The sequence below is a fragment of the Pseudomonas sp. GW456-E7 genome (assembly GCF_059424105.1).
Map to the genome: position 1 here is coordinate 26,682 of NZ_JBWKZB010000055.1, position 14,902 is coordinate 41,583.

Sequence of the window (14,902 nt, forward strand, 5' to 3'; positions counted from 1 at the left end):
TATCTACACTGAACATACCGGAGGTCTTTTTTGGAGGCGCCATGAAAATCTCGGCCAAACTGGCGTTTTTCGCCGTCGTCAGCACCCTCGCCTACCTCGCCCTCGCGATCTGGGGACTGGGCGGTTTCGCGGCTTACTTCAGCCACGGCTCACTGGTTGTCGTTGCCCTGGCCACCCTGGTCATGGCTGTCGCATCGCTGTTCACCGAGGTCAACCTGAGTTCGGGAGAACGCGAAGACCGGGCCAATCGCTGGGTCCTCCCGGTCTTCGGCGTGATCGGCGTGCTCAGCGGCTTTGTGCCGGCCTATACCGACCGCATCGATTTCTGGACCTTTGGAGGTGAAGGTGTGCGCTGGCTCGGGGCCCTGTTGTTCATCGCGGGCGGTACGCTGCGGTTGTGGCCGGTGTTTGTGCTGGGCAAGCGCTTCAGCGGGCTGGTGGCGATCCAGCCGGGGCACCGACTGGTCACCGAGGGCATTTACCGGCGCCTGCGCAACCCCAGTTACCTGGGGATGATGGTCATCGCCGTGGGCTGGGCACTGGCGTTTCGCTCGGGGGTCGGTCTGCTGCTGGCGGCATTGACCCTGATCCCGCTGATTGCCCGGATTCACTCGGAAGAAGCCTTGCTCAGGGCGCAGTTCGGCAGCGAATACGAGGCCTATTGCGCCCGCACCTGGCGGTTGGTTCCGGGACTCTACTGAATGCCACATATCCCCTGTGGGAGCGAGCCTGCTCGCGAAAGCGGTGTGTCAGCCAACATCAATAGCCGCTGACACGACGTCTTCGCGAGCAGGCTCGCTCCCACATTAGACCGCGTGCAGGCGCAGACCTGCGGCATCCACCAGAACCCGCACCGATTCATAACTTGCCAACGTCCCATGCACCGTCTCGATCGGCTGCTCATGGGTCGCCGTGACAATAACCAAATCCGCCCCCGCCGCTTCTGCCGCCAGAATCCCCACCGTGGCATCTTCAAAAACCAGGCACTGCCCAGGCTCCACGCCCAGGCGCCGGGCCGCGAGTCGGTAACCCGCGGGGTCCGGTTTGCCGGCAGTCACATCCTCGGCAGTTACCATCACCTCAGGCTCGGGAATCCCCGCCGCCGCCATCCGCCGCAGCGCCAGCTCCCGTGGCGCGGAGGTGACGATGGCCCACTGTCTGGCCGGCAAGGACCAGGAATTTCGCCGCGCCCGCCACTTCGAAGACCCCGTCGACGTCGTCGATTTCCGCTTCGGTGATCCACGCGGCTTCGGCCTCGGCATCCACCCCGGGCAAGCCCAGGCGCCTGATGGTGTCGATGGCGCGGGCGCCGTGAATGGTCGGCAGGAAGGACTCGACATCAACTCCATGGCGCAGGGCCCAGGTGGTCCAGACCCGCTCGGCGGCGGCAATGGACGTCAGGACGGTGCCGTCCATGTCGAACAGAAAGGCACGGTAAGTCGAGTTGAATACAGGGTGATCGGACAAGGAAAGGAACCTCGCAGCTGCCGGACGGAATTGCCCGGCAATGTAGCATCTGCGAGCGGCTCAGTTGAGTCGTTTGGACTTGAAGGTCTGGCCCACACAATCGAGCAGCCCACCGATCATCCAGGGCTTCTTGATGAACGAGACCGCGTGCCGCACCCCTGAGCTTTCAGGGGTTTCGAAACCGGACATGATCATGATCGGCTTGTCCGGCCAGCGATCGCCGAACTGGTTGGCCAGGTCCGCGCCATTGAGCGTGCCGGGCATGGTGATGTCTGTCAGCAGCATGCCCACCTGCGGCGCATGCTGCTCCAGATAGACCGCTGCCGCATCCGCACTGGTGTGCGGCTCGACGACAAAACCCTCCTCCTGAAGAATCTCACAGAGAAACTCCAGGATCAGCGGGTCGTCCTCGACCACCAGAATCAACCCGCCAGGACGATGTCCGTCCGCCGTCGGTACTCGACTCATGACCGTGCCGCTCCCTGATTGCCTCAATGATTTCGCGGAATTGGATCCGCTGCCTAAAGGTATGAGCAGCGCAGACCGCGGAAATTCATTTTTGATACAACCCGGTGACCGGCATCACGCATCCTGCAGGATCAGGTCGGCGCCCTTTTCCGCCACCATCAACACGGCGGCGTGGGTGTTGCCCGACGTCACGTTGGGGAAAATCGACGCATCGACGATGCGCAATCCGTCCAGTCCGTGGACCTTGAGGCGTTTGTCCACCACCGACTTCTGCTCGTCCGGGCCCATGGCGCAGGAACCGCACAAGTGGTAGATCGAGCCACTGTTTTCGCGGAAGTACTGCAGCATCTGCTCGTCGGTTTCGACCACCGGTCCCGGCAACACCTCTTCGACGGTGATGCCCTTGAGCGCCGGCGCCTGCATGATCTTGCGCATCAGGCGACTGCCCTGGATCACCTCGTCGATGTCCTTCTGGGTGCTCAGGTAATTGGGGTCGATCAGCGCTGCATCCCGCGGGTTTTTCGAGGCGATTTCGATATGCCCGCGACTGGTCGGCCGGCACGGGTTGAAGCACAGCAGGAAGCCTGAGTACGGCTCGGGCTTGAGACTGGCCTTGTTGTTCTTCGGGATCTGGTACGACAGCGGGTTGAAGTACAGCTGCAAATTCGGGTTGGTCTGCTGCGCGTCGCCACGGAAGAACCCGCCGGCCTGGTTGACGCTCATCGCCAGCGCGCCCTTGCGGGTAAACAGGTACTTCAGGCCCAGCTTGAACTGGCCGAACAGCGAACTGAGCTGGTCGTTCAGCGTCGGGATGTTGGCCTTGTAGTAGTAACTGGCGCACAGGTGGTCCTGCAGGTTCTGCCCCACCGCCGGCAGGTGCTTGACCAGCGGGATGTTGTGTCTGGCCAGCAAGCCCTGATCGGCCACGCCGGACAGTTGCAGGATCTTCGGCGTGTCCACGGCACCGGCGCAGAGGATCACTTCCTTGTTGGCGCTGAAGGTGCGCACCACGCCGTGCTGGGTGATGGCGACCCCGGTAGCGCGTTGCCGGTCGTCGAACAGTACCCGGTCCACCAGGGCAAAATGCTCGACCGTCAGGTTCGGCCGGCTCAATGCCGGGTGCAAATGGGCGAAGCTGCTGGAGCAGCGCTGGCCGTCGCGGGTGTTGACGTCGTAGATGCCCGCCCCTTCGAATTTCGGCCCGTTGAAGTCGTCGCTGATGGGGTAGCCCAATTCGTCGCAGCCCTTGAGGAACACATCGCAGATCGGATGGGTCTGGCCCTTCATCGGGGTGATGCTGATCGGGCCGCTGCCGCCGTGGTAATCGCTGTCACCCAGCGGGTGGTTTTCCAGCTTGCGAAAGTACGGCAGCACGTCCTTGAAGCCCCAGCCGTCGTTGCCGTTGGCCGCCCAGTCATCGAAGTCATGGGCCTGGCCACGCACGTAGATCATCGCGTTGATCGAGCCCGAACCACCCTGCACCTTGCCGCGCGGGGCATAGATCTCACGGTTGTTCAGTTGCTTTTGCGGGCGGCTGTAGTACATCCAGTTGAAGGTCGGGTTGTAATACATTTTGGCGAAGCCGACCGGGATCTTGAACCAGAAGGACGAGTCTTTCCCGCCCGCTTCCAGCAGCAGCACCGTGTGTTTCCCGGAAGCCGAGAGGCGATTGGCCAGAACGCAGCCTGCTGCGCCGGCGCCAGCGATGATGTAGTCGTATGTCATGCACGGTTACCGCGTAAGTCGTTGTACAAAAAAAACCGCGCCTCCCCCTGTAGGAGCTGTCGAGTGCAACGAGGCTGCGATCTTTTGATTTTTCAAAAGCAAGATCAAAAGATCGCAGCCTGCGGCAGCTCCTACAGGGGATTGCGCCCTCTCCCGTCAGCCCCTGGCCGGCGAAGTGTCTTTGACATCCGCCGGAGTCGGCGCCATTTGCAGGTGCAACCGCTCACCGGTGTACGGCGAATGCTTGCGCACCACGTCCATGTTCAGCTCCACGCCCAGCCCCGGCTCGGTGGACGGGATGATGTAGCCGTCCTCCCACTGCAAGGGTTTGGTCAGGACTTCGGCATGGAAACCACCCCAGGTCATGATGCTTTCCTGGATCAGGAAGTTCGGCGTGCAAGTCGCCAACTGGAAGCTCGCCGCCGCGCCGATCGGCCCGTTGTAGAGGTGCGGGGCGATCTGCGCGTAATACGCCTCGGCCATGCTCGCGATCTTCTTCGCTTCCAGCAGGCCGCCGCAGCGTGCGACGTTCATTTGCAGGATCGACGCGCCGCCGGCCTGCAGCAACTTGAAGAATTCGTACTTGGTGGTCAGGCGTTCACCGGTGGCAATCGGGATGCTGGTCTTGGCCGCGACTTGCGCCATCGCATCTTCCTGGCCTGGCGGCACCGGCTCTTCGAACCACAGCGGGTCGTACTTCTCCAGACGCTTGGCCAGGCGAATGGCCGAGGACGGCACCATCTGCCCGTGGGTGCCGAACAGCAGGTCGCACTTGTCGCCCACCGCTTCGCGGATCTTGCGGCAGAAGGTTTCGCAGCGCTCCAGCACTTCCAGGGAAATCTGGTGACCGGAGTACGCGGTGTACGGCCCGGCCGGGTCGAACTTCACGGCGGTGAAGCCTTTGTTCATGTTTTCGATGGCGCACTCGGCGGCCAGGTCCGGGTCGTCGTAGTCGTACTCGCCCTTGCTGTTGACCGGGTACAGGTAGGTGTAGGAACGCAGCTTTTCGTGGACCTTGCCCCCGAGCAACTCGTAGACCGGCTTGTTCGCCGCCTTGCCGATGATGTCCCAGCAGGCCATCTCCAGACCGCTGACCACACCCATCATGGTCAGGTCCGGGCGCTGGGTGAAGCCGCTCGAATAGGCCTGGCGGAAAAAGCGTTCGATGTGGTGCGGGTCCTGGTTCAGCAGGTAGCGCTCGAACACGTCTTCGATGATCGGCAGCATGGCCTTGGGGCCGAAGGTCGCGGCGTAGATTTCGCCGACGCCTTCGATGCCACAGTCGGTCTTGATCTTGACGAACAGCCAGTACATCCCGCCGATGTGCGGTGGCGGAACAGCAACGATATGGGTTTCAAGGGCGACGATTTTCATCTCAGGCACCTGTCTTCTTATTCATGGAATTACGATTGATGCGCGCACGCAGCGTGAGGGCCGCCAGGGTCCCGAGCAGGCCGACGAATGCGATGTAGCCGAAATACAGCTGGTAGCCAAACGCACCGGGGAAATGCTCGGTGAGGTAGCCGTTGATCAAGGGAATGAAGGCATCCGGCAGGTAACCCACTACCGATACGATGCCGATGGCCAGGCCGGTGATGCGCAGCGGAATGTTGCAGGTGTCCAGGATCGCCCAGTACAGCCCGCGAATGGCGTAGGTCATCAGGCCGATGAAAATCACCGTGCCGATCAGCAGGCCGAGGCTGTTGAGGGCCGGGAACACGATCAGGCCGATCATCGCCAGGGAAGCGAGGAACAACGCGACGACCAGTACCGAAATGTTGGAGAACTTGTCACCCAGCCAACCGCCGCCGATGCCACCGATGGGGCGCATCCACAGCTTGATGGTGGTGATGGTGCCGGCCATGACCGCGGTCATGCCGCCGCCCTGCAGGTAATCGGAGAAACTGTAGGTGGCCCAGAAGATGTGGTAACCGCAGAACACAATGGCGGTGACCAGCCACAGTTCAGGGATTTTCACCAGCGTGGTCAGGTCGCTGAGCAGGTTGAACTTGCCCTTTTCCACCGTCGGCGCGTCTTCCATGGCCTTCGGGTCCTTGATCAGCACCAGCACGCAGCCGATGGCGATACAGGTGAAGGAATACAGGTAGACCACGTGCTTGAAGCCTTCGGCCACCGACTCGCCACGGGTTTCGGTGGCGAAGGCGAACAGCGCCAGGGCGACGGTTGCCAGCAGGGCTTCGACCAGACCGCGACCGCCGTCGAGGATGCCGAAGAACCGCCCCTGCTCGGTGTGATGGGCAATCATCTTCACCCGCTTGAGCACCGAAGCCCAGAAGGTCAAACCGGTGGTCAGGCCCCAGCAACCGAAGATGATCATCAAACCGGTCATCGACGGCGCGGTGGAGTACCACAGGCCCAGGGCGCCGGTGGCCACCAGCGAGAAGAAAATCAGGAAGCGTGGTGCGATGCGATCCGCCAGCCAGCCGCTGGGCAAATACGAGAGCAGGAAGATCGTGCCGAGCATCGAGTACAGGTAGCCCAGCTCGCTGTGGCTGATCTGGAACACTTCGAGCATGGTGGTCTGGTAGACCTGGCGCAGGTACAGGATCGGATAGATCGCACCGGCGGCGAGCACCAACAGCATCAGTTGGAAATAACGACTTCCCTTGTCGCTTTGGCTTTTTGAACCCGCGTTCGAACCCTGAACAGCGGCAACAGTGGTTGCTGGCTTGGACATCGAGTAGACCTCTGGCACCCGGTGGTCCGGGCGCTCGAATAATTGTTTTTATATGACTCAGGTGTACTCAGGCCAATGTGGGAGCGGGCTTGCTCGCGAAAGCGGAGTGTCAGGCACCATCAATGTCGACTGATAAGACGTCTTCGCGAGCAAGCCCGCTCCCACATAAGCGAGAGGGGTGCTTCGGGTAAATCAGTACTTCATCACCACCAATCGGGTCTGGGTGAATTCGAGCATGCCGTGCTTGCCGTCATCACCACCCAGGCCCGAGCGCTTCCAGCCGGCGTGGAAGCCCTGGTACGGGTCGGCCGGGGTGCGATTGACATACAGCTCGCCGGCCTCGATGGCGTTGGCGACTTTCTGCGCGGTGCGATAGTTCTCGGTGTACAGCACCGACGACAGGCCGAACTGGTGGTCGTTGGCCATGGCCAGGGCTTCGTCGATGTCGCGGTACTTGAGCACCGGCAGCACCGGGCCGAAGATTTCTTCCTGGATGATTTCCATGTCCTGGCGGCAGCCACTGAGCAGGGTCGGCGGATAGAAATGGCCCTTGCCTTCCGGCAGCACACCACCGGTTTCCAGCACCGCGCCGTCGGCGATGGCGCGCTCGACCATGGCATGGATGTTCTGCTGCGAACTGGCATTGACCAGTGGTCCCATCAGGCCGGCATCGGTGGCGCGGTCACCGTATTTCACGGCGCTGATTTTCTCTTTCAGCAGGCCGAGGAATTGGTCGTAGATGCTTTCCTGCACATAGACCCGCTCCACCGCCGTGCACAACTGGCCACAGTGGGTGGTCTTGGAGGCGACGATTGCAGTGGCGGCGGCCTCGAGGTCGGCGTCGGCCTCGATGATCGCCGGGGTCTTGCCGCCCAGTTCCAGGGACGGCTTGGCGATGTTGGCCTTGCAATAATCGAGCACGATGCGCCCGGCATTGACGCTGCCGGTGAGGGTGATCAGGCCCACGGCTTTGTGGGTGCAAACCGTGGCGGCGGTGGCGTGATCCATGGTCAGGATATTGATCACGCCCGCCGGCATGCCGGATTGCTGTACAGCCTTGGCGATTTCGAAGGCCGAGGTCGGCGTATTGTTGCTCGGGCGTACGACCACCGTGTTGCCGGCAATCAGCGCCGGAGCGATTTTGCGCAGCAAGGTGTAGACCGGGTAATTGAACGGGATCAGGCAGGCGACCACGCCAATCGGTTCGCGGTGCAGAAAGAGGTTTTCGTTCGGTGTGTCGCTGGGAATGATCTCGCCTTCGATGCGGCGCGCCCATTCGGCGTGATAACGGGTGATCTGCGCAGCGTAACGGGCTTCGTTGCTGGCATCGCTCACGCTTTTGCCGGACTCGGCGGCGAGCGCCTCACCGATGTTTTGTGCGTTGGCTTCAAGGGCATCGGCAAAGGCACGCAGGTAGTCGGCGCGCTCGATGCTGGTCAGCTTGCCCCAGGTTTTCTGCGCCGCTGCAGCCGCTTCGACGGCAACCGTGGCTTCGTCGCGGGTGGCGGCCGAGACGTGGCCTATCAGCGCTTCGGTGGCCGGGTTATAGACGGCGATCAACGCAGCGCTGGCCGGCTCATTGAATTGCCCGTTAACAAAGTTTCGCTCGAGTCGCATGTGCATCGCCCATCGTTGTTTTTATCCAGTTCGAGCAGTCTTGGCATCCGGCGCAAGTTGGACAAACGATTTATTGAGCGAGATAACATTCAAAAAACGCACGTTACCCTGTAGGAGCTGCCTTTGCGCCAGCCAGATTTCTTCCTGCAACCACTGGCTGAACACCTGCAACTGCGGCAGTGACTGTTCCGGCCGGGTCACCAGCCAATACGACTGATGGCCTTCGACATGCACGTTAAGCACCTGGGTCAGTTGCCCGCTGGCCAGCTCCGGCGCGACCATGTGCCAGTCGGCGATGGTGATGCCCAGGCCATCGATGGCCGCGCGGATCGCCAGGTCGAGCAGGTCGAATTCGTATCCGCCCTGAGTATCGACGCCATGGATGCGTGCCGCGTCCAGCCAGTGTTTCCAGGTCAGGTAGCGCTGGTCTTCCCGGGCCAGAACATGCAGCAGCGTCAGGCGATTGAGGTCGATACCCTGCTCGCTCCACTCCCGCGCATACAGCGATGGCGCGCACACCGCGATGTGCCGCTCCTTGAAGAGTAACGAGCTGTCCAGGCCATCCCATTCGCCGTTGCCGAACCGGATCGCGCAGTCCAGCGTGCTGGTTTCCGCCAGGCTGTCCTGCAGGCGCGTGGTGATGCTCAACTCCAGCTCTGGATGCTTCTCGCGCAGGCGCCCCAGGCGCGGCATCAGCCAGCGGTTGGTGAAGGTCGGCGGCGCGTTGATGTGCAGGCGGTTGGAATGAGTTTTCTGCTGGATGCTGCGCACCGTCAGCTCGATCTTGTCGAAGGATTGGTGCAATGCCCGCAGCAAAACCCGGCCGGCGCTGGTCAGTTCGAGGTGATGGTGACGGCGCTCCAGCAGGTTTTCGCCCAGTTGCTCTTCCAGCTGCCGCACCTGGCGACTGACCGCGCTCTGGGTGACGTTGAGCAGTTCGGCGGCGCGGGTGAAGCTGCCTGTGCTACCGGCCACTTCGAACGCTTTGAGCGCATTCAGGCCGGGCATTTTGCGTTTCATGAAAGGCTCTCAAGGACCAGTGACAGGGCGCAAGGATCCCATGGCGGCGAGGCATTGTCCTACAGGATTTTTTCAGTAACATGCGTTCGAGGAAGGTTTCAGCGGATTTTTAATCGTTTGTTCATCGCAGCTCAGATCGCAAGACTGGCCGGCATCTCAAATAAAAATAACCGAGAGCTGCCACATGCCCTTCCCTGTTTCCCTGCGCTTCAGTCCTTTGTACCTCGCTCTACTCTGCACCTTTGCGGCCCCGGCCATGGCCGTGCAAGTCACCGACAACCTCGACCTCGGCGGCGCGGTGCGGGCCCGTTGGGACTACGACCCGGACCGCGACATCCAGAAATTCGGCCTGGACACCGTATTCCTCAGCGCCAAGTACAACTCCGACACCTGGATCGGTGAGGCCCAGTACCGTTTCTACGGCCGCTCCTATCCCTACCAGTACACCAGGAACTACGGCGACATCCAGTTCGCCAAGTACGCGTGGGCCGGCTACAGGTTCAACCCCGACCAGCAGGTGCAAGTGGGCCTGAACTCGGTGCCGTTCGGATTGCAGCCGTACTTCGGCAGCACCTTCTACGAAACCCTGGGCAACGTCATCGGCCTGGAAGACGTGCAGCAGGTCGGCGCCAAGTACATCCAGCAAAGCGGCGACTGGAACGTCCAGGCCGGGTACTACCTGCGTCCGGCGTGGCAAGGCAAAGGCACCAGCAATGGCGTCACCTACTCCAGCGTGGTATCGGAAGCCGACAGCTACGTGACCGACGGCAGCGACAACCAGGAACGCCACACCGTGGTGCTGCGCGTAGCCAGGGCGCTGGACCTGGGGCCGTGGAAATCCGAGGTCGGCCTGTCCGGCCTGACGTCGAGCATTCAAAACCGCGACACCGACAATGACGGCCGGCGCAATGCCGTCGCACTGCACTACCTGGGCAAGAACGGCCCCTGGGGCGTGCAGTTGCAGGCAGCGCGCCAGCAGATGTCTCCACGCAACCCCGGTACCGATGAACTGGTGACTTTCGGCGGTTACGACGGCACCTACAACGTCGCCAGCCGCGGCAACCTGTACGTGGCGGACCTCAGCTATGACGTGGCCGGCAAATACCTGTTCGACCAGATCAGCGGGGTCAAGCTCTACGCCAACTACAGCGCCTTCGACAAATCCGCCGATGACTTCAAGACCTCCGAGCGGGCGATCCTCGGTACTTCGTTCTCGTTCAGCAAATTGTGGATCGCCACGGAATGGATCTTCGGCAAGAACGATCCGTACATTGGTGGAAGCAGCTACACCCAGAGCCTTGGGGCGGGCGGGACGGATCATTGGGAGAATCAGTTGTACATGAACATCGGGTATTACTTCTGATCCGGGATTTGTAGCGTCTGCAAGGACGCTTTCGCGAGCAAGTCGGATCGCCGCATCGCCGCTCCCACAGGTTCAGTGGTGATCCCTGTGGGAAGCTTGCCCGCGAAGACGTCAGCGCAAACAACACTTGCAACGGCACCTTGCTGATAGTCATATCGGCTCCACCGAACGACTGAGCTGGTTTGCGATTTTTTAACACCTGGAGTTGGGTGGGTTGTAACCATTAAAAGTCACGGGGGTATGATTTCAAGTCATACCCCCAGAGTACTCTGTTCGTAGCGGCGTCGATGGGAGCGGTTACTTCATCTCATTTTTTTCTTCATACGGCGCCTCCGTTTTTCGGACCATCAGCCCGTACGGCCACCCGGTGTCCCAACCCTCTCTTTATCATTGATTCCCTGAAGATATCTGCATCGGTTTCGGAGTCGGAATCAGACTCAGAATCAGAGTCGGCAGGTGCGGAGTAACGAGCCCTCAAAATGCCTTCGTCCTTTTCCGAAATCCGTATATACGCATTGCGCTCCTGAACTTCAGTTGCCGTCAGCTTATCGTGATCTCGGAATAAACTTTCAGGAAGTATGCGTTTAACCACCTCCGTTAAATTAGTCAAACGAAGCTCAGCCACTGGCTTATAATGGCCACTACCATTAGTCCAGAGCTTCAGCTGTCCGTCCACAAACAAAAACTCACCAGCAAACAGTACATCTTTACCTTGAGCCAGTGAGCTGTGACCTTCTACGTAGTCTCGATTACTATGCCGATTTTCGTTCCGCTCCCCTTTCGAGTTCTGCTGACCATTTCCCACACCGCAATAAACATGATCAGGTTCAGTTGCAAGAATGACATAGGTAAACACGCCGTTCAGCTTGCAGCTTTCGCCATTGCTTTTCCGGACAAAGACATACTCATTTTTATCATTTCTCTTGAAGTCGAACACTTGATCAGGGCGCGCTGCTTTTTCTTGAGAATAACCAGAAAGCGGCGGTATCCGCCAAACAGAACTTTGCAGGTAGCTTTCCTTGCGAAACTCATCTGGAAGCCCCTGATTTTGTTCTTCTGCAAAAAACCCGTCTATAAGAAACTCATCACAATATTTAGAATACCCAGACTCTCTCAACTTATTCAACGCAGACACTATGTAGCATACGATTGTATTAAAACCCTTTCTTCCTGAATCCACCTTACCCAAACAAGGATTTATATACTTATCAAACCCCTTAATTTTATAGGCTAAAAGAGAGGCATATTCTTCCTGAGTAATAATGCGACCCCACTTTTCCTCCCTATACGCCTTACTAATACTCTCCGGAGAACCTATATTAAGTTTGGCGCACTCAACACCAAGTTCGAAATCACGGAAACAAAAGTAAAACTTACCTGTCAACGGGTATGAAACCGATGCACTCATCTCTCCCTTTGAGTCAGTTTGAAGGTTTGTGGTTATCGTTTTTTCAGGTGCTGACGGCGCTGGAGTTACATTGGCACCGATTGCGCAACGACTCCACAAATTCGGATCCTGCTCCCACGGCGATGGTACCGCCAGGTTATCTTGATAGAACCTCACCGTATCGCCCAACTCATCCCTGCGTTGATAGAGATGACGCAGTTCCTCAGACGTTGTTCTACTGGCATCTGTGTCAGTCCCGTCAACCACATCATGTATGGGGATGCCATCCAGAAAAAAATGAATACGGGCGGTAGGCTCGGACTTGCTTTGCTGCCGAATGAACCCATCAATCATGCCCTTACTGATAGCCGAAAATAAATGGGCGGAAGGTTTGTGGATACGCTGCCATGAGTTTCCATCGATGGGTTCTTTCTGATTATTTGCAGCTTCGAGAAGCTTGTCTGCTGGAATATAACGAGAGTGCTTACACAACTCTAAAAACAAGCCATCTAGATTACTGCATAAAAAAATTCCGCGATAATCCGTCAATGCGCTGCCATCACTGACATTGGAGTCTCCCATACCTTCCTCAATCTCATACATCGCATCAAGAAAACCATTGCAAAAGTTCCTGACGTAAGTACTCTCATCGACTGAGCCCCTCGCCAAATCAACGCTGGAATTGTGAATAGTTATATTCTCGGGCTGTCTGACCGGCTCGTTGTTCACTCTTGATATTTTACGCTGACGCTCCTCCTTCAAGACCACATCCATCGTGTCCACCAAATCCACGATCGAATCCGGCCTGTCGTTTATTTTCGTGCACTCCGCGTCTTGAAAACAAAAAAACTCAGGCTGCTCAACCATTATATTAAACATTGACAACAGACTTTCCCGCAGACGATTTGGTGTCCACATTGAGTCTTCCTTGCTTGCAACGGATGTCCGGCCTAACACCAGATCGCCATTGGCGGGAGAAAAAGAAGAAAGAAAATAGTGTTCGGAAGATGGTGCCGCCACTGTCGGCGTGTCAGCTTGCTTGCTAGTGGCCAGACTGTTTAATGATGAAATACTAGGTGAGAGCATGTTATTTCTTTCTACCGCGAATTGAGTACAGCACTTTAAACATGCAGTTTTGGTTGCGCGTGCACTTTCGGCAAGACTGGCATCGTAACTAATTGTTTGCTGGCTGCGGCGCACCTTCTCCATCGCTTGCCGCTCCCCCAGTGGGGGCTCCCACTGGAGGCGGCTGATGTTTACTGCGACATGGCGTCCTTCTTCATCGCATCTTTGGACATGGCGTCTTTTTTCATGCCGTCCTTGCTCATGGAGTCTTTGGACATCGCGTCTTTCTTCATCGCGTCCTTGGACATTGCATCTTTCTTCATCGCGTCCTTGGACATGGCATCCTTGGACATCGAATCCTTGCTCATGCTGTCGTTGCTCATCGTGTCAGCTGCAAACACGGAGGCAGCGCCAACGGCCAGGCACATGGACAGTACAACGGTGGTCAACTTTTTCATGATGAAACTCCTTGGAGCGTGGGTTGTGGAGGTGTGAAAGGGCCAGGCATCCGTCAGCTGCCACCGAACCAGTTGTAGCCCTGGTCTTCCCAGTAGCCGCCGCTGTAGGTGTTGCTGACGAAAATCGCCTGAATGTGTTTGGGGTTCTTGTAGCCAAGCTTGGTGGGCATGCGCAGCTTCATCGGGAAGCCGTATTCGCGCGGCAGCACCGCGCCGTCCCAGGTCAGCGCCAGCAGGGTTTGTGCATGCAGCGCGGTGGCCATGTCGATGCTGGTGTAGTAGTCGTCGGCGCATTTGAAGCCGACGTACTTGGCGTCGGTGTCGGCGCCGATGCGCTTGAGGAAGTCGCTGAAGCGCACGCCGCCCCACCGTCCGATCGCGCTCCAGCCTTCGACGCAAATGTGCCGGGTGATCTGCTCGGTCTGGGCCATGGCGCGCAGCTCTTCGAGGCGCCAACTGCGTTTGTCGGCGACCAGCCCGCTGACCTCCAGGCGATAGCTCTCCTCCTCCACTGTCGGTGCCTCGTCGATGCCGTAAAAGGCATTGAAGGGAAACGGCCGGGTGATCATCGATGCGGGATAAGTCGGCGCCATGGCGTTGGGGTTGAACAGCCAGCCCTGCACGCGGTCGTTGAAGCGCGACATGGAGGACAGCGCGGTGTCGACGCTTTCGTTGTCGGTGATGTTGCAACCGGACAACATGGCCACGCCGCCGAGGGTCAGGCCACGCAGCAGGAACGAACGCCGCGAGCGGTCTTCGATTTGCGGGGCGAGGATCTTGCGGGCGTCGGTGAGGATCGACGATTCGTCCAGCCCGGGGATCTGAATGCGCTTTTTCATGCTTGCTCCTTGCGGCCGACGATCATGGCCAACAGCGTTTTAGGTACCAGCGCGACCATCAGCAGATGCACTGCCACGAAGGCCACCAACAACGCCATGGCGAAGAAATGCACACGGCGTGCGCCTTCGTAACCGAACATCAATTCACGCAGCAGCGGGAACTGCACCGACTTCCACAACACCAGCCCGGAGAGCACCAGCAGCGTGATGTCGACCATCACGAACAGGTAGGCGACGCGTTGCACCTGGTTGTAATGGCTGAGGTCGGCGTGTGCGAGTTTTCCGCGCAAGGCGGCCCACAGATCCTGCAGCACGCCCTTGGGCGAAACCGGGAAGAAGCGCCGCTTCAGGCGCCCGCTGAACAGGTTGAAGGCCAGGTAGATCAGGCCGTTGATCGCCAGCAACCACATCGCCGCGAAATGCCATTGCAGCGCGCCACCGAGCCAGCCGCCGAGGGTGATCGACCTGGGAAAGCTGAATTCGTAGAGGGGCGAGGCGTTGTAGATGCGCCAACCGCTGGTGACCATCACCAGCACCGCCAGGGCGTTGAGCCAGTGGGTCAGGCGTAGCCAGCGTGGATGACTGGCCTTGGGTGAAGCAGTGGTCTGCGACATGTCCGGCTCCCCTGTGTTGTTGTTCGTTGGGGCCGAGTATGGGAGCCGGAAGATCGCCAAATCCTCACGTAAAGTTAAATTAAACGTGATAACTCGCTCACAACGAGCACCGCAAACCCTGTGGGAGCGGGCTTGCTCGCGAAAGCGGTGTGTCAGTCGACATCTGTATTGCCTGACACAC

12 protein-coding genes and 1 pseudogene are annotated in these 14,902 nt (G+C 58.9%); 2 read left to right on the plus strand and 11 right to left on the minus strand.

The window, feature by feature from the left end; genetic code table 11:
- The first annotated feature begins 41 nt into the window (after positions 1 to 41).
- Positions 42 to 701 (plus strand): methyltransferase family protein, encoded by a 660-nt coding sequence (locus tag AC07YV_RS25900; RefSeq protein ID WP_102701962.1) that lies wholly within the window; start codon positions 42 to 44, stop codon positions 699 to 701.
- Between the two features lie 105 nt (positions 702 to 806).
- On the opposite strand, the pseudogene AC07YV_RS25905 reads toward AC07YV_RS25900, so the two are convergent.
- From AC07YV_RS25905 to AC07YV_RS25935, 7 genes and pseudogenes are all read right to left on the minus strand, one after another.
- Positions 807 to 1,416, minus strand: a pseudogene (locus tag AC07YV_RS25905) (HAD-IA family hydrolase).
- 111 nt (positions 1,417 to 1,527) lie between these two features.
- Positions 1,528 to 1,935: a response regulator gene (locus tag AC07YV_RS25910; protein ID WP_102701961.1), complete on the minus strand. Its 408-nt coding sequence runs from the start codon at positions 1,933 to 1,935 to the stop codon at positions 1,528 to 1,530.
- Between the two features lie 114 nt (positions 1,936 to 2,049).
- Positions 2,050 to 3,660: a GMC family oxidoreductase gene (locus tag AC07YV_RS25915; protein ID WP_102701960.1), complete on the minus strand. Its 1,611-nt coding sequence runs from the start codon at positions 3,658 to 3,660 to the stop codon at positions 2,050 to 2,052.
- 156 nt (positions 3,661 to 3,816) lie between these two features.
- Positions 3,817 to 5,034 carry a mandelate racemase/muconate lactonizing enzyme family protein gene (locus AC07YV_RS25920; RefSeq protein WP_102701959.1) on the minus strand — a complete coding sequence of 406 codons (1,218 nt, stop codon included), beginning with the start codon at positions 5,032 to 5,034 and terminating at the stop codon, positions 3,817 to 3,819.
- A 1-nt stretch (position 5,035) separates the two neighbouring features.
- On the minus strand, positions 5,036 to 6,358 hold the full coding sequence (locus tag AC07YV_RS25925) for an MFS transporter (protein WP_102701958.1): 1,323 nt from the start codon (positions 6,356 to 6,358) through the stop codon (positions 5,036 to 5,038).
- A 192-nt stretch (positions 6,359 to 6,550) separates the two neighbouring features.
- Entirely contained in the window at positions 6,551 to 7,975 is a 1,425-nt protein-coding gene (aldA, locus tag AC07YV_RS25930; protein ID WP_102701983.1) for an aldehyde dehydrogenase, read from the minus strand.
- A 21-nt stretch (positions 7,976 to 7,996) separates the two neighbouring features.
- Positions 7,997 to 8,995 (minus strand): LysR substrate-binding domain-containing protein, encoded by a 999-nt coding sequence (locus AC07YV_RS25935; protein WP_494990365.1) that lies wholly within the window; start codon positions 8,993 to 8,995, stop codon positions 7,997 to 7,999.
- A 184-nt stretch (positions 8,996 to 9,179) separates the two neighbouring features.
- Here AC07YV_RS25935 and AC07YV_RS25940 point away from each other — a divergent pair, with 184 nt between their 5' ends.
- Positions 9,180 to 10,358, plus strand: coding sequence for a hypothetical protein (locus AC07YV_RS25940; RefSeq protein ID WP_102701957.1), 1,179 nt, complete (start codon positions 9,180 to 9,182; stop codon positions 10,356 to 10,358).
- 319 nt (positions 10,359 to 10,677) lie between these two features.
- On the opposite strand, the gene AC07YV_RS25945 is transcribed toward AC07YV_RS25940, so the two are convergent.
- From AC07YV_RS25945 to AC07YV_RS25960, 4 genes are read right to left on the minus strand one after another with little or no spacing between them, the layout of a single operon-like run.
- A complete protein-coding gene (locus AC07YV_RS25945) occupies positions 10,678 to 12,954 on the minus strand; it encodes a hypothetical protein (RefSeq protein ID WP_146025406.1) in 2,277 nt (758 codons plus the stop codon).
- Between the two features lie 47 nt (positions 12,955 to 13,001).
- Positions 13,002 to 13,268 carry a pentapeptide MXKDX repeat protein gene (locus tag AC07YV_RS25950; protein WP_102701955.1) on the minus strand — a complete coding sequence of 89 codons (267 nt, stop codon included), beginning with the start codon at positions 13,266 to 13,268 and terminating at the stop codon, positions 13,002 to 13,004.
- Between the two features lie 53 nt (positions 13,269 to 13,321).
- Positions 13,322 to 14,107 (minus strand): molybdopterin-dependent oxidoreductase, encoded by a 786-nt coding sequence (locus tag AC07YV_RS25955; RefSeq protein ID WP_102701954.1) that lies wholly within the window; start codon positions 14,105 to 14,107, stop codon positions 13,322 to 13,324.
- The gene (locus AC07YV_RS25960; RefSeq protein ID WP_102701953.1) at positions 14,104 to 14,721 is read right to left on the minus strand and encodes a cytochrome b/b6 domain-containing protein; all 618 of its coding nucleotides are present in this window, start codon (positions 14,719 to 14,721) and stop codon (positions 14,104 to 14,106) included. Before AC07YV_RS25960 ends, AC07YV_RS25955 begins: the two co-directional genes overlap by 4 nt.
- Between the last annotated feature and the right edge of the window lie 181 nt (positions 14,722 to 14,902).